Origin of the sequence: Pseudomonas sp. Irchel s3a18, from assembly GCF_900187535.1 — a bacterium.
In the GTDB taxonomy this organism is placed as follows: domain Bacteria; phylum Pseudomonadota; class Gammaproteobacteria; order Pseudomonadales; family Pseudomonadaceae; genus Aquipseudomonas.
Genome location: NZ_FYDV01000010.1, coordinates 31,164 through 57,172 on the forward strand (window position 1 = coordinate 31,164; position 26,009 = coordinate 57,172).

Below are 26,009 nucleotides of genomic sequence, written 5' to 3' on the forward strand. Positions count from 1 at the left end.
CTAGGAATCAGTGCTCGGAGTACCGCTGCCGTTGAGGTAGGTTTTATACAGCTGGATGATCTGCGGACCGGAATCGGTCGACGGGTTAGGGCCAGCAACGTTGTCACCTTCACACTCTTGTACGAACTGTCCGAAGATCTCCGAGTCCTTCCCGCCGGCATCGAGTGGCTGCACCACGAAATAGCAGCCAAAGCCCAGGACGGGAATCGAGCTGGATCCCCCGTCTTTCCCGGTGCAGTTGCCAATCACGATTTTCAGCATTCGGCGCTCGAAGACCCCGCCGCTCTGACAGCCGCTGCCGCTGCCTGCCACACAGGCAGCAGTACTTGCGCGCCAGTCGTTGTAGTCCAGTATCCCGTTGCCGCCGGCGGAGAGGCTGCCATTGCTTGAGGTGACCGGTTGCCCCTGGTACTCCACCCTCGGCGGAGTGACGGCGTCGTTGTACTTCATTCCGGGTGTGCTGGAGCTGGTCACCAGGTCCGGTGGATAGTCCGAAGCGCTGACCGGTCCGTTGTAGATGCCAAAGCGGGTATTCATGCCCTGGGAGGTAGGGCCGACCTTGTTGCCCGGTGCCGTCTGGACATTGTCCCCGACATCGCGGCATATCGAGCCGCCTCCGGCCAGGTCCTCCCTGACCGTGCTGCCACCGGAACCGAAATCGAGCAGTTGGAAGTTGCCTGGGCCAATGGGTGAGCTATTGCCCGCAGCCGTCTTCAACACTTCCAGATCACCAAAGCGGTAACCCCAGAACATCCCCGCACTCGGGTCGTATTGCGTCGAGTCGCCGCACACCATCAATGGAGCGAGATCACAGGGGCTGGTAGGACTGGGGCCGGCGGTAGCAATCGCCGCTACGGCTTTATCTCCCACCCCCCCAGCACCCAATGCCTGGACAGCGCCCCAGAAAAAGCCTGTCAGCTGATAGTTCGGTACCGATACCCGAACATACTTGGCATCCGTCGGCCCTGGATAGGTAAACGGCCCATAGACACTGGCGGCCAATTCCACCACCGCAAAGGCGCCAGGATCACCGTCGACCGCCGCCTCCAACTCGTCGTTACCCACCGCAATGGCATTTTGCGTCAGCGTATTGAGCGCGGCGGTACGGGTCGTACTGGCGACATTGGTCCCGCCCGTCACTTGACTCAGGGTTTTGGCACCACTCAATGCAGCCGCATCCACGGCGTTCTGCAGGCGGGTCTTGTTCAGCAGCATGTGACCACCATCCAGCGCCAGGGCGGCCATCATGGTAATTGCCACCAGCGAAATCGCCATCAAGACGCTCACCGCGCCTTTCTGGCGCCTTGCCGTCGCCGTAAGCGACCGCTGAGTCTGGAGATTCATCATCAAGCCCTCGTTTACCGGTAGTGATCCGCCTCGGTGCGCCCTTAGTCAGATGCCCGGGCGCGCCCTGCGCTGTATCAACGTACGATGACGACCTTGGATTCAATTCCGCGGATAATGGTGACGTCTACTGGATGACTACGGCGCGTCACGGCTTTTGGCGCCGCCGCAACAGGAGGAGTGACCTGGGCCACGGCCGGCAACGGCGGAGTTGTAGCGGCGACTTTTTTATCGAGGTTCAGCGGGTTGCGCAGTGCCAGTTGCAACTTCCCTCCGGTCTGCGCCGTGACCAGAGTCTCGGCCTCGGTAGCCGACATCTCGAGCGTGACCGCACGCACCACGACCGGCTGGGTCTTGTCAGTCCCCGCGGTCTGATCCACCGCCAGCACCCGCAGGTTTTCGAGGATGGTCTTGGCAGGTGTGGTGCCGCCCGCATCCGCGTTTTTGGTCGCCAGCACATCGACCCGGTTACCCGGCAACAGGAACCCGCCCACCCCCACCACATCGTCCACCCGTACCGACACGGCACGCTTGTCAGGGGCAATCAACGACGCCAGGGTGCTGCCGCCCAAGTGCTCACTGACCCGTGCACCGCGCACGATGTCGCCGCGCAGGATGTCGAACGTGGCAATCTTGCCCAGCACCTTGTCGGTGGAGTCGAAGGCATCATCCGGTACCGTATCTATCGGCATGCGTACGGTCGAAATGTGCTGGGCTTCGACCAACTGCCCAAAAGGTATCTCCACCGTGGCGACCACCACACTTCGCAGATGATCGTCCGGGCTGGCATTGAGGCGCTTGCTCAGCCAGCTGTCGGCCATCCATGCGGCACCGAGGCCCAAGACCAGGGAAACGCCAATCAGGCTAAGAGTACGAGAGCTCATGTCTGTATCTCCTTATCAAAGAAAGTCGAGCTGGACGAAGTAGTTGTGCCAGGCCCACTCCAACTCTTGCGGGGACAGTGCTCCGGAACCGCCCATGTAGCGCTGGCGATCGAGCGCCATGTTCAGGAGGTCGCGGGGATGGCAAGGCACCAGGGGCATGCCTTCGCTTGCATACAGCCGCTGCAGCACATAGCGCAGCAGCAATGGATCATGACGAATGCCTAGGCGCTCGCTTTCCTGCTGCCAGATCCGTTCGTATTCCTCAGGCTTCAGGTAACCGAACTGCAGCTTGTAGCCAATGCGCCGCAGGAACGCCTCGTCGGCCAGCTCCAGGGGATTGAGGTTGGTGGAAAACACCAGGATCAGGTCAAAGGGCAGCTCGCAATGGCGCCCGCCGCCGAGGTTGATGAAATCGCGTTTTTCCTCCATCGGTACGATCCAGCGATTGAGCAGTTCGGCCGGCGCCATGCGCTGGCGTCCCATGTCGTCGATGATGAACAGGCCGTTACTGGCCTTGAGTTGCAAGGCGGCCTGATACTGGCGAGTGAAGGGGTCATAGCGCACATCCAGCTGCTCCATGCTCAACTCACCGCCAGTGATGACAATCGGACGCTTGCAGCACAGCAGTCGGCGATCGATGCCTTCGTTGAGCATCAGGTTGCCCTGTTGGCCTTTGTCATCCAGGCGTTGATGCACCTGGGGGTCATAGATCTCGATCACCGCCTCATTGATCGCAATGGCGTGAGGCACCCAGATCGCCTCGGCGAACAGGCGAATCAAGCGACTGCTGACATAGGTCTTGCCGGTACCTGCGGGACCATAAATCATGATCGCCCGCCCGGAGTTCATGGCCACGCCCAACTGATCGAGCATCCGGTCCGTGAGCACTACCCCCGCGAGGGCGGCGCGCATATCGTCGGCATTGATGCGACCGTGGTGAATGGTCTGCAACTTCAGTAGCGAGCGGTAGGAACTGACCGGGAAAGGAGCGGCACCGATGTAACCGCTACGGGACAAGGCATCGCGAGCGGCGCTGCGACCACGGTCGGTCAAGCCATAACGCAGCGATTGCCCACCCGTCTGGCCCAGCACCTCGACACGGCCGTCCTTGCGCAGAAAACCCAGGATCTCCTCCATGACGGCGCCGGTCAGCGCCAGGCGCTCCACCAACCGGGACATGTCCAGCACACCGGCGTCATACAAGTGCTTGCACACCAGTTCACCGAGAAAACTCTCTGCCAGGCCCGTGTCACGGATTGTGCAAGGCTGAGGTGCCAGGCGCTGTACCGCATCCCGTTCGCTGGGGTAGGCATCACTATCGACGATGACGTGCATGACTAAACTCCCAGTCCGCTGGCAAAGAGTTGCCAGTGAACGCTGTTCAAGGTTCCGAGCAAAATGGCGACGGAATAAGGAAAAGGTCTGCCCGCCACTTCATTCGAGGCCGGCGCCATATAGGCCTGTGCTTTGAGCATCAACCAGTAGCGGCCCAGGGTCTGTAACAACTGACCGCGAACCAGCACAATCAGGAAACCACAGACTCCGCCGGCTATCAGGCTGAACAAGGCAGCCCACAAGGCGTAGTGGACCGGTAAAAAGCTGCCGACCATGGCCATCAACTTGACGTCGCCGGCGGCCATGCCGCCCAGGGCGTACATGGGTAGAAACAGTGCAAAACAGATCAGCATACTCAACAGGCTGTAGCCCAATCCGCTTACACCGCCTGAATAGGTCTGACCGGCCAACCCCAGGGCAAGCCCCACCAGAATCAGCAGGTTGGGAATACGGTGGCGACGCAGGTCGCTCACCACCGCGATGCCCAGCAGCCCGATCAGCAACACAGTAGAAACCAGCAGTTCTGTGGACATCTCGTCTCTCCCGACCGGGAAGTTTCGTTAGCACGCTAAGTTGCTATTCATGACCTGCATACTGCCCGCCGCCGCGTACTCCACAGATCAGGCCATCCGCACCTTTGGTGAACTTCAGCAATAAAGCGCTAACGGTTTGCGGCATCATTTTGCATTCCTCGGACTCGTGGCTATACCAAGTCCGTAGGAAGAGAAAGTGCGAAGTCCATTGGGTTATCCGGCGGTGCTATTAGCGAAACGTTGCACCGGTTACTCCATGGACTTCGTCTTGCAGCCCCAACGTGCGAGATAGTTATTAGCACGCAACGTTGCCATTAGCGGCTTGACACAGCTCCGTGATCTGGGTTTCAACCGCTTCGCCTAAAAGAACGAACGCCGCGGCAACCAATACCGTAATCAACCCACCCGCCACCGCGTATTCCACAATGGTCAGGCCGTCCTCGTCCTTGGCAAACTTCAGAGCTGACATTTTCATTGTTTGCAGAGTCATGTTGTATTCCTCGGATTCGTAACTACATCGCTCAGAAAATCCATGGGCAGAGGTCGCGCGAAGTCCAGTGAGTTATTCAGTTGTGGACTTCGCAGCGCCTTCCCCCAACATGCGTGGTTGTTATTAGCACGCAACGTTACCGTTAACAGCCTGGCACAGCGCCGTGATCTGTGTTTCCACCGCTTCGCCCAAAAGAACGAACGCAGCGGCAACCAATACCGTAATCAACCCACCCGCCACCGCGTATTCCACAATGGTCAGACCATCTTCGTCTTTGGCGAATTTCAGTACCGAAGCCTTGATTGTTTGCAGAGTCATTTTGCCCACCTCATTTTCTCGAATGTTGTTCTTTCGGGGGACAGCACGTTTTGCACTGCCTGTTGCTACCCTAGTCAGGTCCCAGCCAAGCCGTTAGGAGTCTTTTGCACTTCGTTAGGACTTTTTTGCAGGCACTGCCAAATGCCGTGCACGCCGCTTACGAACGGACAGGGAGAATGGAAAAGGAGGAAAAGAATGGTTCGCGAATGTCACTGCCACTGATTCGCAAGCGACCAGCGGCGGATGCCGGGCGCAGCCAAAGTACGTAGCATCCGCCACCCGGCACTGGCGTTACGCCAACACACCGACACATAGCACCCATAGAACTAAATACTGATTCTCTTATCAGGATTTAGTCTGCGAAGTGATAACACATTGTCAATACTACTGAGCGTAGGGAGACGAACCTCAGAGCGAGAAATATGACGTCCAACGCGAGCAAGCGACCATCTCTGTTATGGTTCGATCTGACCCATGATCGGTCCACCCATGAACTCATCAACCAGTTCGTGGGGACTTGCGACTGCCGGCCGGCCAAAGACTCGATGTTTTCCATCGGGGAACAGGCCGACATGATCTGCATGCACTTCGATCGCCCCGATACGGCTGGCCTGCGGTTGTTGCTGGAAATCAAGCACACCCAGCCCAAGATTCCGATCACCATGTTCACCGTGCAGCACTCCGAAGAGCTGGCCGTATGGGCCATGCGCTCCAGTGTCTGGGAATACATGGTGCTGCCCCTCACCAGTACCGAGAAGAACCGTTACCTGAAGGCCCTGCTGCAGCTCTGTGAGTTGCGTCGCAACGGCCAGGGCAAGACGTCGCAGATTGACCATGCTCCGACGTTGCCTGGCAGCATCCGGCTGACGTCAGAACACCAGAAACACCAGGCACTGAACAACATACTGCTGTACATCGACCAGCATTTTACCGAGAACATAGACCAGAGGGACTTGGCAAAGCGCTTCGGCATGACCGCATTCCGCTTCAGCCGCCTGTTCAAGGAGGCCAACGGGCTTGGCTTCATGGATTATGTCTTGAACAAGCGCATGAACTACGCCAAGGATTTGCTCGACAACAGCCAGATGCCCATCACCACCATCGGCTATGAAGCCGGGTTCAAGGACCCATCCTACTTCGCGCGCGCCTTCAAGCAGTTCGCCAACTGCACACCCAGCGAATACCGCCAGGCACACCAGCTTAAGGTGCCGTGTGCAATAGAACCGACGCTCGATGCTGAAACCGCTCAAATACTCGACCAACTGATACACAGCCTTGGCAGCTGAACCGCCGCCAGCCTTCTGGCCACACAAAAAACGCGCACACAAAAACGCCGCTCAATGAGCGGCGTTTTTGTTGAATATGGAGCGGGAAACGAGACTCGAACTCGCGACCCCGACCTTGGCAAGGTCGTGCTCTACCAACTGAGCTATTCCCGCAATGGCGTCCCCTAGGGGACTCGAACCCCTGTTACCGCCGTGAAAGGGCGGTGTCCTAGGCCACTAGACGAAGGGGACAACGCTAACCGGAACATGGTTCCGGTGTCCAACAAAAACGCCGCTCAGGCAGCGGCGTTTTCGTTAAATATGGAGCGGGAAACGAGACTCGAACTCGCGACCCCGACCTTGGCAAGGTCGTGCTCTACCAACTGAGCTATTCCCGCAATGGCGTCCCCTAGGGGACTCGAACCCCTGTTACCGCCGTGAAAGGGCGGTGTCCTAGGCCACTAGACGAAGGGGACACGCTACCCGGAACACATGGTGTGTGTTCCAGTGTCCAGATCCGCATCCGAAGATTTGGCCCTGGTTTCACTCAGCACCGCCCGAAAGCACTGCTGTTTAAAATTGGAGCGGGAAACGAGACTCGAACTCGCGACCCCGACCTTGGCAAGGTCGTGCTCTACCAACTGAGCTATTCCCGCAATGGCGTCCCCTAGGGGACTCGAACCCCTGTTACCGCCGTGAAAGGGCGGTGTCCTAGGCCACTAGACGAAGGGGACACAGCTACAACTTCACTCCCTACCGCGTTGCGTTGTTCGCTTTCCGCTGTAAGTGGCGCGCATTCTATGGATGGATTGAGGGGTCGTCAACCCCCCGATATAAATTTATTTAAATCAATGACTTCGCGGCCCTTTCAGGGGCGATTCGGGCTTTTCGTCCGACCGGGCTTTGACGCCTATATTCTGTCACCCGCCAAGGCGCTATAGTCCTTTCCATAACGATACTGGCGATATGCATCCATCCTTGCGTTGCCTTTGCACGTAGCGCGATCGGCCGTTCCAGCCCGTCGCGGTGCCCTATCCGCCCCCAGGCTTAGCCACTACACTCGTACGCAAACCCAATAAAGAGGTCTTCACGGTGACACCACTCATGATCACCCTGCTAGTAATAGTCGGGATCGCACTATTGATCGCCATTGGCTACATGAACCATGTGGTGGAAAACAATAAACTGGAAAAGGCCCGCACCAAGGTCGAACTCAACGACCGCCTGCGCCGTTGTGGCGAAATTACCGAGACCTTCCCCGGGCAACTGATGACCCCGGCGCTCAAACTGCTGTTGACCCGGCTGGAGCTCAATGTCTGCCAGCGCATGCTGAACCTGGATAAATCCAGCACCAGCCTGAAAGCCCGTATCGATGAATTGACGGCCTTGGTCGCACAAGGCGAATCCATCCCGGTCAATAACCCGCCAGCGCCGATCCAGACCGAAGCCAAGGCCAAGGACGTACGCTTTCTGCTCGAGGCCCTGCATGGCCAGGTGACGCGGGCGGCCCACGATGGCTTCCTGCCGACCAACGAAGCCAAAGGCTGGATCCGCGAAATTCGCCATATTCTGGTGCTGCTGCACATCGAGTTCTTCAATAACCTCGGCCAGCACGCCTTGCAACAGGAACAACCCGGCCAGGCCCGCCTTGCGTTCGAGCGCGGCGTACAGTACTTGCGCAAACAACCGGATCCTCAGGTTTACAGCGAACAGCTGCAGTACCTGGAGAAGCTCCTGGCCCGCGCCAACTCCATGGTGCTGACCAACATCGCACCGGTTGAAGGCGAGGTGAACGAATTGACCGAGGGCCTCAAGGAAGTCGAGGCCGATGCGGACTGGAAGAAGAAGGCCATTTACGACTGATTGCGCCGCACCGCGAACAACCCCCTGCATTACCTGCGCCTGAAGGGATTCACCGACAGGCGCATGGGATCTTGAGCCTCTCCCCCCGCGCTATAACCTGAAATGCCCCACCATCCCCTTCAGCTCACCCCCCAACTGCGCCAGTTCGATGCTTGACGCGGCATTGCCTTGCATGGCCACCGAGGACTGATCGGCACTGGCCCGAATGCTGGTCACGCTGCGGTTGATCTCTTCAGCCACCGAACTCTGTTGCTCGGCGGCCGCCGCAATCTGCTGGTTCATCTGCTGGATCAGCGATACCGCCGCGGCGATGCTGCCCAGCGCGCTTTCGGTCTGCAACGCATCACTGACCGCGAGCTTGACCAGCTCGCCGCTACTCTGGATCTGCAGCACCGACGCCTGCGCGGCCGCGCGCAAGGCACTCACCAGTTGCTCGATTTCCTCGGTCGATTGCTGGGTGCGCTTGGCCAATGCCCGAACTTCATCCGCCACCACGGCAAAGCCCCTGCCCTGCTCCCCCGCCCGCGCCGCTTCGATCGCTGCGTTGAGCGCCAGCAGGTTGGTTTGCTCGGCGACGCTCTTGATGACACCGAGCACGGTGCCAATGTTCTGGATTTGTGCACTGAGGCTCTCGATGCTGGCGCTGGCCGAACCCGCCGAGTCGGCCAGCTGTTCGATCCGCTGCATGCTCTGGCGGACCACCTGCTGACCGGTTTCGACCTTGCCATCGGCCGTTTGCGCCGCCAGTGCCGCCTCCTCGGCGTTACGCGCCACGTCGTGTACGGTGGCCGTCATCTGGTTCATCGCGGTGGCGACTTGATCGGTCTCTTCCTTCTGGCTGCTGACTTCAAGATTGGTCTGCTCGGTCACGGCTGACAACGACTGCGCGGAGCTCGCCAGTTGCTCGATGCCCGCCTGCAACCCGCTGACGATCTGGCTCAACCCGGCCCCCATGGTCTGCATCGCCTGCATCAACTGGCCGATTTCATCACGACGCGTCACCTGCACCGTGGCGCTCAGGTCGCCCGCGGCGATTTGCTCGGCCACGCGAATCACGCTGCGCAGAGGCGCAACGATCAGTCGGGTAATGAACCACGCGGCAATCACCCCAACCAACAATGCCAATGCCGAAGACGCAATGATCAGCAGCGCGTTGTTCTTGAGCTCCACCTGCATCGCCTGGTCCTGCCCGCGATAGGCTTGATCGACCCGCTGCACGACTTCATCCGCGCGCTGATGCAACCGCTGATACACCTGCCTCTCCTGGGCCAGCAAGCCGGTGTACTCGGTGAGCTTCTCGCTGAAACTGGCGATATGTCCGGCCACTTCACTGAGCACCGTCTGATAACCCCCATCCTTGACCGCGCCCTTCAGCGTTTGCGCCTGGGCCAGCGCCTGGTCGGCCTGCTCGATCCTGCCCTGCCCGGCACCGTCCTCGCTGGCCTTGCGACTCTGGTCGAGGCGTAGCCGCGCTTCGTTCATCGCCTGCAGCATCAGCTTCGACACCTGGCTGACCTGATTGGCCTGCTCGATAAACCCGGCGCCGTCCTTACCCGCGGTCTCCTTGAGTGTATAGGCGCCATCATCGGCAAGCCCTGCCTGCAACACATCAAGGTTATTGGCCACGCTGGAGACCGACCAACTGGCCATTTCCAGCGCCAGGTCCTTGGCCGAGGCCAGCTCGACAAATTCGTCGAAAGCCTTGCGGTAGGCACCCAGGGATTGCTCGACCTCATTCATCAGCGCCGTATTGGCCGCTGACTGAGCCTTGAGCTGGCCTGCAAGAACGATCAGCGCATCGACACCTTCATGCAAGGCATCGACAGTTTTCGAGTCGCCGTGCAAGGCGTACTCCTGCTCCAGCAGACGGACCTGGAGCAAGCCGCTGTTGAGCGACGACATCTGCTTGAGGCCATCGAAGCGTTGACTGATGGTGTGCAAGGACCAGACACCGATGGCAGCCACCAGCGTCGTCAACAGCAAAACCTGCATAAACCCCAGACCCAGTTTCTTTGCCATACCCAGGTTGGCAAAACGTCCTTGCACGCCCGAAATCATTGCTCGCAACCCCCGTCAGTGGCCAATGGCGACGCGGCCATTGTCTGTTGACGCAGAGTCGCAACGGCCCCCCCCCAAGCACAAGTCTCTGGCGCCGCAATAATGGCAAAAAGCTACGTACTGGTCGCTTTCAGAACGCTTGAGGTCGATCTGGTAATGCGCAGGCCCGAAAGAAAGCCAGTGCCCGTGAGTCGCCGGCATAGGCCACATTGATGCGCAACCAATCACTGGCCCGGCCAGCCGGGCTGTACGCGGTCGTGGACGACAGCGAGACCCCCAAACGCTCGGCGAGCGTACGTACCCGGGCCGGGTCACACGCCTTGGGTCGTGCCCAGAGGTACAGGCCGCCGGCGGGTTTGCCGAAGACCTCCCACTCGACCTCTTCCAGCGCCTGCAACGCGGCGCTCATGTCGCGTTTCAGGCGCTGACGCTGACGCTGCACCAGCTTGCGGTAAGCGCCATTAGCCAGCAGACAAGCCAGCACCGACTCACAAAACCGCGAAACACCCAGGCTGCTGATCATCTTGACCTGTGCCAGGCGCGCGATCCTTTCAGCGCTGGCCACCACGTAACCAACCCGCAACGAACTGCTGAGTGTTTTCGAAAAACTACCGACGTACACCACTCGCCCACCGGTATCCAGCGCGGCAAGACAGGTGCCCGTGCGCTCCTGAAAGTCAGCATAAACGTCGTCCTCGACAATGATCAGCCCATGACGCCCGGCCATTTCCAGCACCCGCTGCGCCACGTCGCGAGTCAGGCAACTGCCCGTCGGGTTGTGAAACTGACTGTTGATGAACAGGGCCCGTGGCGCGTGCCCATCCAGCAACCGTTCCAGCACTTGGGTATCAGGCCCGCACGGGGTTCGCGGAACCTCCAGCAAGCGAACACCCCATAACCTGAGTTGCTCGAACAGATTCGAATAACCGGGACTTTCCACCACGACACAATCACCGGGCTTGAGCAGGACCCGGATAATCAGATCGAGCCCTTGGGTAGCGCCTGCGGTCGTCAGCACCTGTTGCTCCTCGACAGCGATTGCCTGCTGCTTCAGACGTTTGACGATCTGTTGGCGCAAGGCTGGCAAGCCATGGGAGGTGCTGTAATTGAACAGTCCGGCCATGTCGGTGCCGGCCACCTGGCGAATGGCATAACGGAGGTCATCGCTCTCCCGCCAGCTTTCGGGCATGCCACCGCGCCCGAGCGGCAAGCTGTCCAAGGGGCCCTCACCTGCCGTACCACTGCCTGCGAGGCCCAACTCGGCAGCGCTACCGTGGGACACGGGCCGAGGCGCCGCGACAAAAAATGCCGAACCTTGACGCGAGGCGAGCACGCCCTGGGCAACCATGCGCTCATACGCCTCAACAACACTGGACTGGCTGAGCAGGTTATCCCGGGCCAGCTTCCGGATAGACGGCAAACGCGTTCCAGGTTCAACGCGACTATGGCGAATCCAGCCCACGAGGGCGTCAACGATTTGCTGTACCACGGGCACCAGCGCCTGGCGATCGATTCTCAACTCCATGAGAGCCCCACTCCAACTGTTTGATGGCATGTCCGAAAAACAGTTAAGCACAGGGCCCCTCACGTCGATGTGCGACAACGCCGCCAACACATGAGCTTCTAACTCTTTGAAACACAAACCGCAGCCACATTGCGAACACCGCCCCTTGTAGGAGCGAGCATGCTCGCGATGAACTCAAGAGCAATGCGTTTAATCAGAAAGTACGCATTATCGTTAACGTCCATCGCGAGCTTGCTCGCTCCTACAAGGGACGGTGATCTCGTCCAACCCTCAGAACGCCGTTACACCACCATCGACCGCCAGTGAATGGCCGGTGGTAAACGCTGCACCGTCGCTGCACAGGTACAACACTGCACTGGCGATTTCCTCCACCGTGCCAATGCGCCCTACCGGGTGCATGGCGGCGGCGAAGTCAGCCTTCTTCGGATCGGCTTCATAGGCGCGGCGGAACATATCAGTGTCGATCACCGCGGGGCACACCGCGTTCACCCGGATTTTTTTCTTCGCGTACTCGATGGCGGCTGATTTGGTCAGGCCGATCACCGCATGCTTGGAAGCCGCGTAGATACTCATTTTCGGCGCAGCCCCAAGACCAGCCACCGAAGCAGTGTTGACGATGCCCCCGCCCCCTTGGGCGAGCATCAGTGGCAGTTGGTACTTCATGCACAACCAGACGCCCTTGACGTTGACGCCCATGATTGCATCGAACTCATCGAGGGTGCCCTCCGCCAGCCTGCCCTTTTCGATCTCGATCCCGGCATTGTTGAAGGCATAATCGAGGCGGCCATAAGTGTTCACTGCCTGGGCCATCAGGTTTTGCACGTCACTTTCCAGGGTCACGTTGCAGCGCACGAACACCGCCTCACCACCGGCCGCACGGATCAGCTCGACGGTGCCTTCACCGCCCGCCACATCGAGGTCCGCGACGACTACTTTCAATCCCTCGGCGGCAAATGCCTGGGCGGTCGCACGGCCAATACCGGCCGCCGCACCTGTCACCAACGCTACCTGGCCGGAAAATCTCATGCTCATTGTTATGTCCTCGAAAGATGGGCGTGATCGCGCGGCCCCAGTCTAGCCACCCCGCCCCGTAACGCGGCACCACTATCAGAAGGCCGGTTGATTGCTCATGAGTGACAGTGATGAACCTCCGCGCCTGACTATCACTCCACTGGATCGACCTGTATTCGCTGCGTCGGCAAACCTTGCGACAACGGCCACGAGGGTCTATCAATCAGACTTCATCCACCCTTGAGTGCCCGCCATGACTGCCCAGACCAACCGTCAATTCCTGCTCGCCAAACGCCCGGTGGGGGCCGCGACCCGCGAGACCTTTACCTATCAGCAAGTTCCGGTCGGGGAACCGGCGGCCGGTCAGATCCTGGTCAAGAACGAATACCTGTCGCTGGACCCGGCCATGCGTGGCTGGATGAACGAAGGCAAATCCTACATCCCGCCCGTGGGCATCGGCGAGGTCATGCGTGCCTTGGGTGTGGGCCAGGTCATCGCCTCCAACCACCCGGGCTTTGCCGTGGGTGACTATGTGAACGGCGCGCTGGGTGTGCAGGACTACTTCGTCGGCGAGCCCCGTGGTTTCTACAAGGTCGATCCGAAACTGGCGCCCTTGCCGCGCTATTTGTCGGCGTTGGGCATGACCGGCATGACGGCCTACTTCGCCCTGCTGGACGTTGGCGCACCGAGGGCCGGGGATACCGTGGTGCTGTCGGGTGCCGCCGGTGCCGTTGGCAGCATTGCCGGGCAGATTGCCAAGCTCAAAGGCTGCCGCGTGGTGGGTATCGCCGGTGGTGCGGACAAGTGTAAGTTCCTGATCGACGAACTGGGCTTTGACGGTGCCATCGACTACAAGAACGAAGACGTGCTCGCCGGCCTCAAGCGCGAATGCCCGAAAGGCGTGGACGTGTATTTCGACAACGTTGGCGGCGACATCCTCGACGCGGTACTCAGCCGCTTGAACCTCAAGGCCCGCGTAGTGATCTGTGGCGCCATCAGTCAGTACAACAACAAAGAAGCGGTCAAGGGCCCGGCCAACTACCTGTCGCTGTTGGTCAACCGTGCGCGCATGGAAGGCTTCGTGGTGATGGACTACGCCGCGCAGTTCGCGGCCGCCGGGCAGGAAATGGCCGGCTGGATGACCAAGGGGCAGCTCAAGAGCAAGGAAGATATCGTCGACGGGCTGGAGACGTTCCCGGAAACGCTGATGAAATTGTTCAGCGGAGAGAACTTTGGCAAGTTGGTGCTGAAGGTTTAACGCGCTACCTGGCGACGGCAAGATCCTGTGGGAAGGCGCGTGCTCACTCCCACAGGATCTTCAGTGCTTGATCAGGCCAGTTCGGCGACGACCGCCGCCAATGCCTTGGCCGGATCGGCCGCCTGGCTGATCGGACGGCCGATCACCAGATAATCGGAACCGGCGTCCAGCGCCTGACGCGGGGTCAGGATGCGGCGCTGGTCGTCCTGGGCGCTGCCCGCCGGACGAATCCCCGGGGTCACCAGTTGCAGCGACGGGTGAGCCGACTTCAGGGCCTGGGCTTCCAGCGCCGAGCACACCAGGCCGTCCATCCCGGCCTTTTCCGCCAAAGCGGCCAGGCGCAGCACCTGCTCTTGTGGCTCGATGTCCAGGCCGATCCCGGCCAGGTCTTCACGCTCCATGCTGGTCAGCACGGTCACACCGATCAGCAACGGCTTTGGACCGCTGCGCTGGTCCAGCACTTCACGGCAGGCCGCCATCATGCGCAGGCCGCCGGAGCAGTGGACGTTGACCATCCACACGCCCATTTCCGCAGCCGCCTTGACGGCCATGGCCGTGGTGTTGGGAATGTCGTGGAACTTGAGGTCCAGAAACACTTCAAAACCCTTGTCGCGCAGGGTCCCGACGATTTCCGAAGCACAGCTGGTAAACAGCTCTTTACCGACTTTGACCCGGCACAGTTTCGGGTCCAACTGGTCGGCCAGCTTCAGTGCGGCGTCACGGGTAGGGAAATCCAGGGCGACGATGATAGGAGTCTGGCAGGCGGACATGAGTGGGCTCTCAGGCAAGTCGAAATCGGCGCGCATTGTAGCGGAACACGAGCCCGTCCGGGACCCGATGATCAGTAAATCATCATCAACGGCGTCATTGGGTGGATAAAAACCCGGCATACACGCCATTTGCGTCGGGCCCGGCATGGGGGGCCCGACAGCAAAAATCGGTTATTCGCGCTTTTCTTCAACCCGCCCCTGACTCTTGCTCCAGTCGATCAACAGACTGTAGGCCACCGCCAACAGGGTCGGGCCGACAAACAGGCCGATAAAACCGAAGGCTATCAAGCCGCCGAACACCCCGAGCAGAACGATCACCAGCGGCAGGTTGCCACCACGGCTGATCAGGTACGGTTTGAGCACATTGTCGACACCGCTGATGATGAACGTGCCCCAGATACCGAGGAACACCGCCATACCATAATCGCCCTTCCACACCAGCCAGGCCGTGGCGGGAATCCACACCAACGGCGGCCCCATGGGAATCAGGCTGAGCAGGAACGTGACGATGCCCAGCACCAGCGCCCCCGGCACACCGGCAATCAGGAAGCCGATCAAGGCCAGGACGGCTTGGGCGGCGGCCGTGCCGATGACCCCGTTGACCACCCGCTGCACGGTACCGGCCACCAGCGAGATGTAGTAGCCGGCACGATCACCGATCAGGCGTTCCAGCAGGCGATGGACGAACATCGCCAGGCGTGGACCATCCCGATAGAAAAAGAACACGAAGACGATGCTCAAGGCCAGTTCAAGGATACCGCCACCGATCTGCGCACTGCGCGCCAGCAACCAGTTGCCGACCTGCCCCAGGTAGGGCTTGACCGACAGCATCAGCGCCGCACCCTGCTGGTCGATGCTGTTCCAGATCCCCACCAGCCGTTCGCCGACCAGGGGCACACCGCCCAGCCACGCCGGCGCTTCGGGCAAGCCATCGACCTGCACATCCTTGAACAGCGCGGTTGCGTCGCGCACATGGTCCACCAGGTTGAACCCCAGCCACACCAGCGGCACCGCCACCAGCACCATCCAGCCCAGCGTCAGCACGCCCGCCGCGAGGGATTCACGACCATTGAGCCAGCGGGTCAGAAGACGCATCAGCGGCCAACTGGCGAACGCCAGCACCGCGCCCCAGAACAGCGCCGACCAGAAGGGCGCCATCACCCAGAAGCTGGCACCGAACAACACCAAAAGCAGGATCTGCACCAATAGCCGATCATTATTGAGCATGAAGAATCTCGAACAGGGTCAATCGACAAGGAGGCAGGCGAACGGCCGACAGCGCGCTCGCCTGCCACAAGCTTAACGCAGAAGCTCAAGCCGCAGGCCTGGCGTTTCCACTGTGCCAAGTTCCAGGCGCGCGGTACGCACGCCCTGATCGACCAGCGCCTGGCGCCAGGCTTCGGCATTAGCCCCGGACAAGCTGATGCGTAACGTGGTGTCCAGATTCAGCCCACGGGACAACAAGGTCAACCAGGCCGTTTGTGGGTCGCCGTTCAGGCGTGGCAGATCCAGCACTCCCGTGTCCTTGAGTTGACGCAACAAGGTGGCGGAGGTCGGCAACAGGTCGCCCAATGGCGCACTGGCTTCGAACTGCTCGACATGCAGGTACGCCCGGCGATTGCCACGGGTGATGCTGTAGAGTGCCACCAGCGAATTGTCCTGGGGCGGCGCCAGACGCAACAGCAGGTAAGCCTGTGCGTTATCGACGCCGTAGAGCTTGGCGTTGCCAAAGACCTCATTGGCCCACAGGCTGCTTTCGCCACAATCACGGGCCTGGCACCAGAACAACAACTCGGCGCCCTGCTTCTGCAAGGCTTCGCGGGCTGCGGTAAAGGCCGAGAGGGACGAATGCTCCGGCGGCAGTTCGTAGGTCACCGAGGTCATGTGCCCACGGGCATTGACCTGCCCGTCGAAACGCAACTGGCCACTGATTTTGCGGATCGAACCCATTGGGTAAATCCGCTCGAGCTCAGCCGCCGGTCGGTAGTCGACAATCTGCGCATCCACCATCCGGGGCACCCCTGGTAGATCCTGGCTGCCGGGAACATCGGCGGCGACCACCAGCGCACTGAAACACCCTGCCGCAAGCCAGCAGGCAACACTCATGCTTTTCAAACTGGAAGGCACTCTCATCGGATCAGCATGGCCTGGGCGCCCTTGATGACGCTGGCGTCGTCAACGCGTTGCGGCACCAGCAAACCACGCTGCACGGCCGGGCGTTGCGCCATCGCCGCCATCCAGCGCTGCAGGGCGGACAAGCCTTCGACCGGGACCCCGGACCATTCATGGCCACGGACCCACGGGTAGGTCGCGATATCGGCAATGCTGTAGGCGTCGGCCAGGAATTCGACGGACTCCAGGCGGGTGTCGAGCACTTCATACAAGCGCCGGGTTTCATGCTGATAGCGGTCGATGGCGCCCTGCAGTTTTTCCGGAAAGTAGCGAAAAAACACATTGGCCTGGCCCTGCATCGGACCGATGCCGCCCATTTGAAACATCAGCCACTGGATCACCACCGAGCGCCCTTTCGGGTCCTTGGGCAGCAGTTGCCCACTCAGTTCAGCCAGATAGATGAGAATCGCGCCGGATTCGAACACGGCGAAATCCCCATTGGCGCGGTCGACAATCGCCGGAATCCGGCCATTGGGATTGATCTTGAGAAACTCGGGTGCCTTTTGTTCCTTCTTGTCGAAACTCAAGGCATGCACCGTGTAGGGCATGTCGAGTTCTTCGAGCACGATAGAGACCTTGTGGCCATTAGGGGTCGCAGCGGTGTAGAGATCTATCATGGTTGTCTCCCATTTCAACCCGCCCAGCCTCGACAGTTGCCCCGCGCAAGTCAAGGAATGGCGAAAAACCGATTGAAACAGTCTGCAACAAGGGTGGCGCCGGCCTCGTCATTCAGGTGCAAATGATGGCCACCCGGCAGCTGTTCTCGGCTAAAGGGTAGACGTTCCAGCAACGGAGCATGCCTGGCCAGCATCCCGTCAGCCGCCACCACCAGGTGCGCGGGGCATTGGATGCGTTGAACGAAGGACATGGCCTGTTCATCCGACAGGCGCAGCGGGGACGCCAGCGTCAGGCGGCTGTCGGTGCGCCAGGTGTAACCGCCGGGAACGGGCATCAACCCCCGTTGCGCCAGCAGTTCGGCCGCTTCGCGACTGACCGCCACCAGGCCTTTCATGCGCACTTCCACGGCCCGCTCCAGGGTGCTGTAGACCGGTTTGCTCTTGTGTTGCAGGTCCAGTTGCGCCTGCAGCGCCATGCCCATGCGTTCGGCGGCATTGTCGTGGGGGGTGGTGGGTGGAATCACCCCATCGATCAACGCCAGGTGCGTCACGCGCTCAGGCAACGCACCGGCCAGCACCACCGAGACTATCGCCCCCAGGGAGTGACCCAGCAGCGCAAAACGCTTCCAGCCCAGTTGTTCGGCAACCTGCAGCACATCGTGCGCGTAATCCCACAGGGCATAACCGGCGCCCAATGGCCGATGCCCGGAATGCCCATGACCGGCCATGTCCAGGGCAACAATCCGCAAGCCCTCAAGCTTGGGCGCCAGCCGTGCAAAGCTGTTGGCGTTGTCCAGCCAGCCGTGCAGGGCAATCACCGGCAGACCGTCTTCGGGCCCGAACAGATGGGCCGCCAACTCGATATGCGGCAGGCTCAGGCGAACCTCTTCGACGCTGCTCACGCGCAGCTCCGCTCGCTGCGGCCTTCCCAGCGGGTGAACAGGTCCTTGAGCAGCGCGGCCGTGTCCTGTGGGCGCTCCAGCGGAAACATATGACCACCGGGCATGGTCAGCGACTCACCTTGAGGCAGGCGTCCGACGGAGCTTGCGTGATGGCGCATGACCACCTTGCTCTGGCGGCCACGCACCACGGCCAGCGGCACTTTCAACTGGCGGGTGCGCCCCGGGCTGGTATGCGGCACGCCACGGTAGATACTGATCTCGGTGGCCGGATCAAAGCGCAACCGCAGACGATCACCGACCTTGTGCAGGCCGTGCTGCAGATAGGCGTCAAAGCATTCCGGGTCAAAGCCGCGAAACAGGGTCTTGCCAGCGAAGTAGCGACGCGCCGACTCCAGGTCGGCAAACTCTTCGCGGCGCCCCAGGGTACGCCCCGCCGGGGTCAGTCGATCGATAAAGCCAAAGCGCTTGGCCGCGCGAATGACCCACTGATCCGTGCGGGTCAGCACAGGGGAATCGAGCATCACCACGCCGCGATACAACTGCGGGCAACGCAGGGCGGCGTGCAGGTGCAGCACCCCGCCGAAGGAGTGCCCGACACCCCACACAGGCCCGGCTTGCTGTTCCAGGTGATGAATCAGCTCATCCACCAGGTTGTACCAGTTGTCGTCCGCCGGAAACCTGGGGTCATGGGCATGCTGCTGCAGATGCGCGACCTGATACTCCGGCGCCAGCGCGGCAAACAACTTGCCGTAAGTGCCTGAAGGAAAGCCATTGGCATGGGTGAAAAAAATCTGCTGCGGCATAACGGCGTGTCCATAAACAAAATCAGGTGTTGATTGTCCGCAAGACGCGATCCTGCGGCAATGACTGTAACTGCCATGAATGATGACAGTCAGGCCAATTGCACGGTGGACTCTGTGGCGAGGGAGCTTGCTCCCTCGTCACATGGAATGCTGATGTATCTCAACGAGCTGGTGGCGCCTCACCCAGCGGCACCACCGCCATGGTCAGGCGCGACACGCAACTGACCTTGCCTTCATCGCCGCTCAAGCGAATGTCCCAGACATGGGTGGTACGGCCGATGTGGATCGCCCTGGCGACCGCCGTCACCCTTCCGCTGCGCAGGCCGCGCAAGTGGTTGGCGTTGATTTCCAGGCCCACGCAGTAGTACTTGCTGGGGTCCAGGCACAGGAAACTGGCCATCGAGCCCACGGTTTCAGCCAGGACCACCGAGGCGCCGCCGTGCAACAAGCCAAAGGGCTGATGGGTACGGTGATCGACGGCCATGCTGGCGGTCAGTGACTCGTCATCAAAGGCTTCGAAGCGTATATCCAGCACTTCGCCAATGGTGTTCTTCTGAGTCTCGTTCAAGTGTTCAATGTTGGGAAGGGTCCGCCACAGGCTCATCACTACGTCCTTTGTTGTTGGTGTTGTCGCGGTCAATCCTGCCACAGGACCGCCTCGCTGCGCGCACTCCACTCTTCAAACCGGGCGCCATAAGCCGCTTCGATCACGTTGCGCTTGATCTTCAGGGTCGGGGTCAGGAAGCCGTTTTCCACCGCCCAGTTATCCTTGACCACCACCAGCTGGCGCAGGCGCTCATGCTTATCGAGGGCACCATTGACCTCCTGCAACAAGCTTTCCAGGCTTGACTGCAACGCCGCACGCGCGGCACTGGCGGCGTCCTGCAAGCCCACCGCCGACAGCACGCACAACCCCAGTGGCGCACTCAGTCCATCACCGACCACACAGACCTGCTCGATGCGCGAATGCACCGCCAGGCGGTTTTCGATCGGTGCCGGCGCCACGTACTTGCCCTTGCTGGTCTTGAAGATCTCCTTGAGCCGCCCGGTCAGGCGCAGATAGCCCTCGGCGTCCTGCTCGCCCTTGTCGCCGGTGCGCAGGAAGCCGTCCTCCGTGAGGGTCTCGGCGGTCTTCTGCGGCTCCTTGAAATAACCCAGCATGGTCGCGCCGCTGCGCACCAGTACCTCGCCGGATTCATCGATGCGAACGTCCACCTCCGGGCAAGGCTTGCCGATCCAGCCGGGTCGGTTCTGGCCCGGCAGGGAAATATGGGAGTACCCGCAGCTTTCGGTCATGCCGTAGACCTCCAGCACGTCCAGCCCAAGGCGCTTGTACCAGTGCAGCAAGGCCAGCGGCACCGGCGCGGCACCCGACAGGGCAATGCGCAAGGCATCCAGGCCAAGTCCGGCGAGCACCTTGTGCCCGATCCGCTTGCCGATGATTGGCAGGCCCAGGAGAAAATCCAGGCGCTTGGCCGGTATCTTGCTGTACACCCCCATCTGGAACCGGGTCCAGATGCGCGGCACACCAAACAATGCGGTGGGCCGTGCGCGCTGCAAGTCGGCAAGGAAGGTGTCGAGGCTTTCGGCAAAGAACACCGTTTGCCCGGTATAGATGGACGCCAGCTCGACAAACATCCGCTCGGCGACATGGCACAGGGGCAAGTACGACAACAATCGGTCCGACTCATTCAGGTTGAACAGCTGCGTGCCATGAGTGGTCGCAAACCCCAGGGTGCCAAAGCTGTGCATCACCCCCTTGGGCAGGCCGGTGGTGCCGGAGGTATAGATGATAGTCGCCAGCTCATCGGCACCTGGCGTCGGGTTGTCCTGGATCGGTGAGCTGCGCTGCAGATCCGCCCAACTGTAGTCGAACGCCCCCGCGGGACACAGCGGCAGGCTGATGGTGGGAAGCTCGGCCTTGACGCCCCTGGACATGCCCGGCCAGTCGTCGAGCTTGCCAATGAACGCCAGTGCCGCTTCCGAGTGCTCGAGCACCTGGGCCACCGAGTCGGCCGTCAGGTTGGGGTACAGCGGAACGGAAACATGCCCGGCCATCCAGATCGCCAGGTCGGCAATGATCCAGTGCGCGCAGTTTTTCGAAATCAGGGCAATGTGACTGCCCCTGGGCAATTCGCGGGCGCGTAGCCAGTGGGCGGCACACCGCGCCTGGTGCCCGACGTCAGCCCAGGTCAGGGTTTCCACCTGTCCGCCGCCCACGGGCTGCACCAGGAAGCGCTGATGAGGATGGCGAGCTTCACGCTCGTAGAACACTTGCAGCGGCAAACGAAAAGCGGCGGACATAGAAGACGCTCCTTTTTGTTCGAGATGGCGGCAAGCGTAGACCAACCAAGCGGTTGCTTGGTTATCTATTTGCAAAAAAGATCAATGCGAAATCTGCCCTGCCTGTCGATACCGTTTTGCCCGCGAAACAGATACGACAAGACATCAGGCTCACCACAGCGAAGCGTTCGCGGGCAAGTCTTGCTCGAACAAAAGCAGACTTACGGGTAATGCCAGTCAGTCAAGGAGACGAGGCGCATGTGTAGGAGCGAGCTAGCTCGCGATGGACGTTAACGATAACGCGTGCTTTCTGATTGAACGCGTTGCTCTTGAGTTCATCGCGAGCGCTCGAGCGTCGACCGGCTGCTCCTACAAGGGGCGGCTCTCGCTTAACTGGCCAGCAGGCTTACGGGTGCTTGACGCTGTTGAGCGTCATCGCCCCCGCCAGTGGGTAATCGGCTTCAAGCTCGGCCAGGCTGGCGGTGTGCATCGGTTGCGGTGCACGCAAGTGGCCGTGCTGCAACAAGCCGATCAGGTTGCCCACCAACGGCTGATGGCTGACCAGCAGGATGTTGTCCGCATAGTCGAGGTGGCCGGCGACCGCCAACGGATTATTGTCCGACGTCAGCCAGGGCACGGTGAGAATCTGCGGCTCGAACCCCAATGCCTCGCGCACCAGTTGCGCCGTCTGCTGGGCGCGGACATAGGGGCTGGCGATGATGGCGTGCAGCGGCTGGCCGATCAGGTGCGCGGCACTACGCAGCACCTCTTCGCGACCCAGCGCAGTCAGCTCCCGTTCGGCATCGCTGCGGGCGTAGGGCTCGGCCTGGCCGTGACGCAACACCCAGAGCTTCATAGCTTCGGCTCCTCGTCCCGGGTCGGGTGCGGCGCCGGAGCCACAGCATGCGGGGCCTCGCCTTCAGGCGTGCGCGGGGTTGGCCAATCGGCGAACGGCCAGGGTTTCTGGTCGCTATGGAAGCTGCCGAAGCGGCCGATCTGCGCCAGGAACTGGCTGAGGCTGTCACCGAAGTTCATCAGGCTGGCACTCGGGGCACCGTAGATCAGCCGATAGATCAACTGCACCAGCACCACGGCGCCGAGGATAAACTGCGCCACCTGCCAGACCAGCACATAGACCAGCATCCACAGCACACGCAACAGGATGGATTCGTACTTGGCTTCTGCTTTTGGATCGCTCATGTCTTGCTCCCAGTCCCTGTAAATTGAGTGCTCAGTTGAAACCGCTGGTGGAGATAAAGTCGACATCGGTTTTCGGTTCGCCGCGCATCAGCAGTTCAATCACCTGCTCCAGCGTGCGCCCTTCAAATAGAATGGCATGCAGCCCCGCGACCAACGGCATATAGACCCCTACTTCCTGGGCCTTGGCCTTGAGCACCTTGAGGGTATTGACGCCCTCGGCGACTTCACCCAGGCGGGTCACCGCCTCTTCCAGGCTCAAGCCCTGACCGAGGGCAAAACCGACCTGATAGTTACGGCTCTTGGGCGACGAACAGGTCACGATCAGATCGCCCACCCCGGCCAGCCCCAGGAAGGTCATCGGGTTGGCACCCTGGTTCACGGCAAAGCGCGTCATTTCCGCCAGCGCGCGCGTGATCAGCATGCTCTTGGTATTTTCGCCCATGCCCAGCGCGACCGCCATGCCGGCAATGATGGCGTAAACGTTTTTCAGCGCCCCGCCCAGTTCGACACCAAAGCGGTCGGCGCTGGCGTAGACGCGGAAGGTACGACCGTGCAGCGCCGCCTGTACACGCTGGCAAAGCGCTTCGTCTTCACTGGCAACCACCGTGGCCGTCAGCGCATGCTCGGCCACTTCACGTGCCAGGTTAGGCCCGGACAACACGCCAATCCGCGCTTGTGGAGCGATCTCCTGAAGGATCTCGCTCATCAGCTTGAAGGTGTGGGCTTCGATGCCCTTGGTCAGGCTCACCAGCAGCTTGCCACTCAGTCGCTCGGCATGAGGGGCGAGCACCGCGCGCAGGGCACTGGACGGCAGCGCGACGAAGCACAGGTCGCACTCGGTCAGGGTGGCCAGCAAATCGGTGACCGGCTCCACGGCCGGATGCACCTTGATACCCTTGAGGTAGCGAGGGTTTTCGCGATTGACACGAATGGCCTCCGCCTGCTCGGGATCTCGCATCCATTGCCGCACCTGGTGACCGTTTTCGGCCAGCAGATTAGCCACAGCGGTACCAAAACTTCCGCCTCCCAGGACCGCAATCGGGCGCTGTTCAGTCATATTCAATCCATTCATCCAAACCAGTGGCGATGTCCGCATTATACGGAGCGGTCCACCATCGGCCAGCCCCTGCGACAATTACCAGCATTTGTAGGAAGGTTGAGAATAAAACCCAGGAAAACGCCAGCATCGTGACTGGAAAACCCAACCGGCTCGGTTAACATGCGCGACATCTAAACGCTATCAAGGCTGCACCGTGTCTGTTGGCCCCACTCACCTACGCCCCTCGCTGGCACTGGCACTGATCTTCAGCGACGTGCTGCTGGCCGATGACCTGTTCCTCGACAATGCGCAGCTGCCGCAAGTGCTGACCGCCACTCGCCTCAAACAGTCGCCGGCCGCCGTACCGGGCAGCATGACCGTGCTCGACAGCGAACTGATCAAGACCAGCGGGGCCCGGGACATCAGCGAACTGCTCAGGCTGGTACCGGGGATGATGGTCGGCAATATCAGCGGCAACCAGGCGGTGGTGAACTACCACGGTAGCAATGCCGATGGCGCACGACGCATGCAAGTGCTGATCGACGGCCGCTCGGTGTACCGCGCAGGCCTGGCGACGGTGGACTGGAGCGACATTCCGGTAGCCATGGAGGACATCGAGCGCATCGAAGTCTTCCGTGGGCCGAACACGGTCAGCTACGGTGCCAATGCGCTGATGGCGGTGGTCAACATCATCACCCGCGCCCCATCGGCCAGTCATGGCACGCGACTGAAGGTCACCCGGGGTGAGCGCGGCATCGACGACTGGTACGCCAGCCAGGGCACCGGCTGGGAAACCGGCGACCTGCGCCTGTCGCTGTCCGGCCAGCAGGATGACGGTTTCGATTCGGACCGCCAGGGTGACGATTACCGCGACAGTCGACGCCTGAACCGCTTCAACCTGGCCGTCAGTCAAACCCTCGACGAGCAACAGAGCATTGACTGGCAGCTCAACGCCAAAGATGGCAGCAACCAGCGGCCCTATACCTACCGCCCGGTATTTTCCGGGATTACCGCTGCCGGCAATAACTCCGACGTAACCGCCAAGGACTACGCCGGCTCATTGCGCTGGAATTTGGACATCAACCCCGATCACAGCCTGTATATTCAGGGCTCGGCACAGCACTGGGATCGCCAGCAAACCTGGCGAGCCTGCGACGCCGAGGTGTCGTTCAGTCCGCAGCTCACTGCCCTCTGGCAGCTCAACCCCAACTACGCCGAACAACTGGCGCGGCACATGCAAAGCTATACCGGTCCAGGCGCACCCAGCGGCACGCCAGCGGAACAGGCACTGGGCAATCAAGTGCTTGAGCAGTGGAAAGCGGGCGCCAGTCAGACCGTCTGCGGCGACATAGACCAAAGCTCCCGGGAATCGCGTTACGACCTTGAGCTGCAGGACACCCTGAGCCTGTCCGATAGCCTGCGACTGGTCAGCGGCATGAACTATCGTTACGACCGGGCCGACTCCGAGACGTACTTCAATGGCACCCTCGATGACACGACCTGGCGAGGGTTCGGCCAGCTGGAGTGGCGTGCCACTGAACACTGGCTGCTTCAGGGCGGCGCCATGTACGAAAACTCCCGGCTGATCGGTGACTCCCTGACCCCTCGGGTGGCGATCAATTACCTGATCAATCCACGCCATGGCCTGCGCGCGGTGTACTCCGAAGCCGTCCGCTCCCCGGACATGTTCGAGAACAACGTCAACTGGAGCTATCAGGTGACCGCGCTCAACCCCGGAGCCTATGGCCGGAGCAGCGCCCGATACTTCGTCAAGACCCGCGGCCCCGGCGACCTCGAACAGGAACACATGCGCTCACGAGAACTGGGCTATAACGGCTTTTTCGTGGACTGGGGACTGAACGCCGATATAAAGCTGTTCCACGATGAAATCACCGGCATGATCAGTGAACCGCTGCGCAACAACCAATACATCGCCAGCAACGCCAACTCCGCACGCTTCAGCGGCACGGAGGCCCAGCTGGACTGGCACCTGGGCGTTGCCGACCGGTTGCGCCTGACGTATGCCTATGTCGACGCCCAGGCCAGCAACCCCCAGGATGAACAACTGACTGCGCGCAACAGTGGTTCGGCCGGCTGGCTGCGCAACTGGGGCAACGACTGGAACAGCGCACTGTTCTACTACGGTGATGACGCGCTCAACGGCTACCGCTTCGAGCGCGTCGACACACGGATTGCCAAACGCCTCAGCCTGGGCAAGGCCAGCCTGGAACTGGCCGGTGTCCTCCAGCAACGCCTCGACAATCAACCGACCACTGTTGCCGACAACAACTATGACTCACGCCAGGTGCTCTATTTCAGCGCCGAGCTGGTGTTCTGAC

Annotated in this window: 24 protein-coding genes, 6 tRNA genes and 1 pseudogene; 4 read left to right on the forward strand and 27 right to left on the reverse strand. The window is 60.8% G+C overall.

What is annotated here, in order from left to right; translation table 11 throughout:
• From CKW29_RS15235 to CKW29_RS15260, 6 genes are all read right to left on the reverse strand, one after another.
• Nucleotides 1-1,347 carry a TadE/TadG family type IV pilus assembly protein gene (locus tag CKW29_RS15235; RefSeq protein ID WP_095143774.1) on the reverse strand — a complete coding sequence of 449 codons (1,347 nt, stop codon included), beginning with the start codon at nt 1,345-1,347 and terminating at the stop codon, nt 1-3.
• Between the two features lie 74 nt (nt 1,348-1,421).
• Nucleotides 1,422-2,228 (reverse strand): Flp pilus assembly protein CpaB, encoded by an 807-nt coding sequence (cpaB, locus tag CKW29_RS15240; RefSeq protein WP_095143775.1) that lies wholly within the window; start codon nt 2,226-2,228, stop codon nt 1,422-1,424.
• A 15-nt stretch (nt 2,229-2,243) separates the two neighbouring features.
• Nucleotides 2,244-3,563, reverse strand: a complete 1,320-nt coding sequence (locus CKW29_RS15245) for an AAA family ATPase (protein ID WP_095148790.1) — start codon at nt 3,561-3,563, stop codon at nt 2,244-2,246.
• A gap of 2 nt (nt 3,564-3,565) precedes the next feature.
• Entirely contained in the window at nt 3,566-4,096 is a 531-nt protein-coding gene (locus CKW29_RS15250) for a prepilin peptidase (protein ID WP_095143777.1), read from the reverse strand.
• 295 nt (nt 4,097-4,391) lie between these two features.
• Nucleotides 4,392-4,586 carry a Flp family type IVb pilin gene (locus tag CKW29_RS15255; protein ID WP_095143778.1) on the reverse strand — a complete coding sequence of 65 codons (195 nt, stop codon included), beginning with the start codon at nt 4,584-4,586 and terminating at the stop codon, nt 4,392-4,394.
• A gap of 123 nt (nt 4,587-4,709) precedes the next feature.
• Complete coding sequence (locus CKW29_RS15260; protein WP_095143779.1) at nt 4,710-4,904, reverse strand: Flp family type IVb pilin; 195 nt, start codon at nt 4,902-4,904, stop codon at nt 4,710-4,712.
• Between the two features lie 422 nt (nt 4,905-5,326).
• Here CKW29_RS15260 and CKW29_RS15265 point away from each other — a divergent pair, with 422 nt between their 5' ends.
• On the forward strand, nt 5,327-6,190 hold the full coding sequence (locus CKW29_RS15265; protein WP_095143780.1) for a helix-turn-helix transcriptional regulator: 864 nt from the start codon (nt 5,327-5,329) through the stop codon (nt 6,188-6,190).
• A gap of 77 nt (nt 6,191-6,267) precedes the next feature.
• On the opposite strand, the gene CKW29_RS15270 is transcribed toward CKW29_RS15265, so the two are convergent.
• The 6 genes from CKW29_RS15270 to CKW29_RS15295 form a co-directional block, all read right to left on the reverse strand.
• Nucleotides 6,268-6,343, reverse strand: a tRNA-Gly gene (locus tag CKW29_RS15270).
• A gap of 2 nt (nt 6,344-6,345) precedes the next feature.
• Nucleotides 6,346-6,421, reverse strand: a tRNA-Glu gene (locus CKW29_RS15275).
• A 70-nt stretch (nt 6,422-6,491) separates the two neighbouring features.
• A tRNA-Gly gene (locus CKW29_RS15280) sits at nt 6,492-6,567 on the reverse strand.
• Between the two features lie 2 nt (nt 6,568-6,569).
• Nucleotides 6,570-6,645 (reverse strand) — tRNA-Glu (locus tag CKW29_RS15285).
• 104 nt (nt 6,646-6,749) lie between these two features.
• Nucleotides 6,750-6,825, reverse strand: a tRNA-Gly gene (locus tag CKW29_RS15290).
• 2 nt (nt 6,826-6,827) lie between these two features.
• A tRNA-Glu gene (locus CKW29_RS15295) sits at nt 6,828-6,903 on the reverse strand.
• A gap of 370 nt (nt 6,904-7,273) precedes the next feature.
• Here CKW29_RS15295 and CKW29_RS15300 point away from each other — a divergent pair.
• The gene (locus CKW29_RS15300; RefSeq protein ID WP_176465269.1) at nt 7,274-8,032 is read left to right on the forward strand and encodes a hypothetical protein; all 759 of its coding nucleotides are present in this window, start codon (nt 7,274-7,276) and stop codon (nt 8,030-8,032) included.
• Between the two features lie 90 nt (nt 8,033-8,122).
• Here the strand turns inward: CKW29_RS15300 and CKW29_RS26310 are convergent, their stop codons facing one another.
• From CKW29_RS26310 to CKW29_RS15315, 4 genes and pseudogenes are all read right to left on the reverse strand, one after another.
• A complete protein-coding gene (locus CKW29_RS26310) occupies nt 8,123-9,004 on the reverse strand; it encodes a methyl-accepting chemotaxis protein (RefSeq protein ID WP_371850640.1) in 882 nt (293 codons plus the stop codon).
• Nucleotides 9,005-9,028: 24 nt separating this feature from the next.
• Nucleotides 9,029-10,090 (reverse strand): annotated as a pseudogene (locus tag CKW29_RS26315) (HAMP domain-containing protein); the annotation flags it as partial.
• 130 nt (nt 10,091-10,220) lie between these two features.
• Nucleotides 10,221-11,615, reverse strand: a complete 1,395-nt coding sequence (locus tag CKW29_RS15310; protein WP_095148791.1) for a PLP-dependent aminotransferase family protein — start codon at nt 11,613-11,615, stop codon at nt 10,221-10,223.
• A 270-nt stretch (nt 11,616-11,885) separates the two neighbouring features.
• Nucleotides 11,886-12,647, reverse strand: a complete 762-nt coding sequence (locus CKW29_RS15315; RefSeq protein WP_095148792.1) for an SDR family oxidoreductase — start codon at nt 12,645-12,647, stop codon at nt 11,886-11,888.
• Nucleotides 12,648-12,879: 232 nt separating this feature from the next.
• On the opposite strand from CKW29_RS15315, the gene CKW29_RS15320 reads away from it, so the two are divergent.
• Entirely contained in the window at nt 12,880-13,884 is a 1,005-nt protein-coding gene (locus CKW29_RS15320) for an NADP-dependent oxidoreductase (protein ID WP_095148793.1), read from the forward strand.
• 71 nt (nt 13,885-13,955) lie between these two features.
• Here the strand turns inward: CKW29_RS15320 and pyrF are convergent, their stop codons facing one another.
• The 11 genes from pyrF to CKW29_RS15375 all read right to left on the reverse strand — a co-directional run bounded on the left by pyrF (nt 13,956) and on the right by CKW29_RS15375 (nt 23,688).
• Nucleotides 13,956-14,654 (reverse strand): orotidine-5'-phosphate decarboxylase, encoded by a 699-nt coding sequence (gene pyrF, locus CKW29_RS15325; protein ID WP_177452440.1) that lies wholly within the window; start codon nt 14,652-14,654, stop codon nt 13,956-13,958.
• 171 nt (nt 14,655-14,825) lie between these two features.
• Nucleotides 14,826-15,881, reverse strand: coding sequence for an AI-2E family transporter (locus tag CKW29_RS15330; protein ID WP_095143786.1), 1,056 nt, complete (start codon nt 15,879-15,881; stop codon nt 14,826-14,828).
• A 72-nt stretch (nt 15,882-15,953) separates the two neighbouring features.
• Nucleotides 15,954-16,760, reverse strand: coding sequence for a DUF4892 domain-containing protein (locus CKW29_RS15335; RefSeq protein WP_371850637.1), 807 nt, complete (start codon nt 16,758-16,760; stop codon nt 15,954-15,956).
• 23 nt (nt 16,761-16,783) lie between these two features.
• Nucleotides 16,784-17,443 carry a glutathione S-transferase family protein gene (locus CKW29_RS15340; RefSeq protein WP_095148795.1) on the reverse strand — a complete coding sequence of 220 codons (660 nt, stop codon included), beginning with the start codon at nt 17,441-17,443 and terminating at the stop codon, nt 16,784-16,786.
• A 50-nt stretch (nt 17,444-17,493) separates the two neighbouring features.
• On the reverse strand, nt 17,494-18,345 hold the full coding sequence (locus tag CKW29_RS15345) for an alpha/beta hydrolase (protein WP_095143789.1): 852 nt from the start codon (nt 18,343-18,345) through the stop codon (nt 17,494-17,496).
• Nucleotides 18,342-19,148 (reverse strand): alpha/beta fold hydrolase, encoded by an 807-nt coding sequence (locus CKW29_RS15350; RefSeq protein WP_095148796.1) that lies wholly within the window; start codon nt 19,146-19,148, stop codon nt 18,342-18,344. Before CKW29_RS15350 ends, CKW29_RS15345 begins: the two co-directional genes overlap by 4 nt.
• A 160-nt stretch (nt 19,149-19,308) precedes the next feature.
• The gene (locus CKW29_RS15355; RefSeq protein WP_095143791.1) at nt 19,309-19,752 is read right to left on the reverse strand and encodes a hotdog fold thioesterase; all 444 of its coding nucleotides are present in this window, start codon (nt 19,750-19,752) and stop codon (nt 19,309-19,311) included.
• Between the two features lie 32 nt (nt 19,753-19,784).
• Nucleotides 19,785-21,452, reverse strand: coding sequence for an AMP-binding protein (locus CKW29_RS15360; RefSeq protein ID WP_095148797.1), 1,668 nt, complete (start codon nt 21,450-21,452; stop codon nt 19,785-19,787).
• A gap of 385 nt (nt 21,453-21,837) precedes the next feature.
• Entirely contained in the window at nt 21,838-22,287 is a 450-nt protein-coding gene (gene sixA, locus CKW29_RS15365; RefSeq protein ID WP_095148798.1) for a phosphohistidine phosphatase SixA, read from the reverse strand.
• Nucleotides 22,284-22,631 (reverse strand): DUF4389 domain-containing protein, encoded by a 348-nt coding sequence (locus CKW29_RS15370; RefSeq protein ID WP_095078757.1) that lies wholly within the window; start codon nt 22,629-22,631, stop codon nt 22,284-22,286. Before CKW29_RS15370 ends, sixA begins: the two co-directional genes overlap by 4 nt.
• Before the next feature lie 31 nt (nt 22,632-22,662).
• Complete coding sequence (locus tag CKW29_RS15375) at nt 22,663-23,688, reverse strand: NAD(P)H-dependent glycerol-3-phosphate dehydrogenase (protein ID WP_095143794.1); 1,026 nt, start codon at nt 23,686-23,688, stop codon at nt 22,663-22,665.
• Nucleotides 23,689-23,884: 196 nt separating this feature from the next.
• Here CKW29_RS15375 and CKW29_RS15380 point away from each other — a divergent pair, with 196 nt between their 5' ends.
• Nucleotides 23,885-26,008 carry a TonB-dependent siderophore receptor gene (locus CKW29_RS15380; RefSeq protein WP_095148799.1) on the forward strand — a complete coding sequence of 708 codons (2,124 nt, stop codon included), beginning with the start codon at nt 23,885-23,887 and terminating at the stop codon, nt 26,006-26,008.
• Nucleotide 26,009: the final 1 nt, after the last annotated feature.

Excerpts from the sequence above, each read along its gene's own strand:
- cpaB (WP_095143775.1), bottom strand. The coding sequence starts at position 2,228 with ATGAGCTCTCGTACTCTTAGCCTGATTGGCGTTTCCCTGGTCTTGGGC.
- CKW29_RS15260 (WP_095143779.1), bottom strand. The coding sequence starts at position 4,904 with ATGACTCTGCAAACAATCAAGGCTTCGGTACTGAAATTCGCCAAAGAC.
- CKW29_RS15360 (WP_095148797.1), bottom strand. The coding sequence starts at position 21,452 with ATGTCCGCCGCTTTTCGTTTGCCGCTGCAAGTGTTCTACGAGCGTGAA.
- CKW29_RS15340 (WP_095148795.1), bottom strand. The coding sequence starts at position 17,443 with ATGATAGATCTCTACACCGCTGCGACCCCTAATGGCCACAAGGTCTCT.
- CKW29_RS15245 (WP_095148790.1), bottom strand. The coding sequence starts at position 3,563 with ATGCACGTCATCGTCGATAGTGATGCCTACCCCAGCGAACGGGATGCG.
- CKW29_RS15320 (WP_095148793.1), top strand. The coding sequence starts at position 12,880 with ATGACTGCCCAGACCAACCGTCAATTCCTGCTCGCCAAACGCCCGGTG.
- CKW29_RS15300 (WP_176465269.1), top strand. The coding sequence starts at position 7,274 with ATGATCACCCTGCTAGTAATAGTCGGGATCGCACTATTGATCGCCATT.
- CKW29_RS15370 (WP_095078757.1), bottom strand. The coding sequence starts at position 22,631 with ATGAGCGATCCAAAAGCAGAAGCCAAGTACGAATCCATCCTGTTGCGT.
- sixA (WP_095148798.1), bottom strand. The coding sequence starts at position 22,287 with ATGAAGCTCTGGGTGTTGCGTCACGGCCAGGCCGAGCCCTACGCCCGC.
- CKW29_RS26310 (WP_371850640.1), bottom strand. The coding sequence starts at position 9,004 with ATGCAGGCGATGCAGACCATGGGGGCCGGGTTGAGCCAGATCGTCAGC.
- CKW29_RS15355 (WP_095143791.1), bottom strand. The coding sequence starts at position 19,752 with ATGAGCCTGTGGCGGACCCTTCCCAACATTGAACACTTGAACGAGACT.
- CKW29_RS15255 (WP_095143778.1), bottom strand. The coding sequence starts at position 4,586 with ATGACTCTGCAAACAATGAAAATGTCAGCTCTGAAGTTTGCCAAGGAC.
- pyrF (WP_177452440.1), bottom strand. The coding sequence starts at position 14,654 with ATGTCCGCCTGCCAGACTCCTATCATCGTCGCCCTGGATTTCCCTACC.
- CKW29_RS15335 (WP_371850637.1), bottom strand. The coding sequence starts at position 16,760 with ATGAGTGTTGCCTGCTGGCTTGCGGCAGGGTGTTTCAGTGCGCTGGTG.
- CKW29_RS15350 (WP_095148796.1), bottom strand. The coding sequence starts at position 19,148 with ATGCCGCAGCAGATTTTTTTCACCCATGCCAATGGCTTTCCTTCAGGC.
- CKW29_RS15265 (WP_095143780.1), top strand. The coding sequence starts at position 5,327 with ATGACGTCCAACGCGAGCAAGCGACCATCTCTGTTATGGTTCGATCTG.
- CKW29_RS15250 (WP_095143777.1), bottom strand. The coding sequence starts at position 4,096 with ATGTCCACAGAACTGCTGGTTTCTACTGTGTTGCTGATCGGGCTGCTG.
- CKW29_RS15330 (WP_095143786.1), bottom strand. The coding sequence starts at position 15,881 with ATGCTCAATAATGATCGGCTATTGGTGCAGATCCTGCTTTTGGTGTTG.
- CKW29_RS15375 (WP_095143794.1), bottom strand. The coding sequence starts at position 23,688 with ATGACTGAACAGCGCCCGATTGCGGTCCTGGGAGGCGGAAGTTTTGGT.
- CKW29_RS15310 (WP_095148791.1), bottom strand. The coding sequence starts at position 11,615 with ATGGAGTTGAGAATCGATCGCCAGGCGCTGGTGCCCGTGGTACAGCAA.
- CKW29_RS15235 (WP_095143774.1), bottom strand. The coding sequence starts at position 1,347 with ATGATGAATCTCCAGACTCAGCGGTCGCTTACGGCGACGGCAAGGCGC.
- CKW29_RS15315 (WP_095148792.1), bottom strand. The coding sequence starts at position 12,647 with ATGAGCATGAGATTTTCCGGCCAGGTAGCGTTGGTGACAGGTGCGGCG.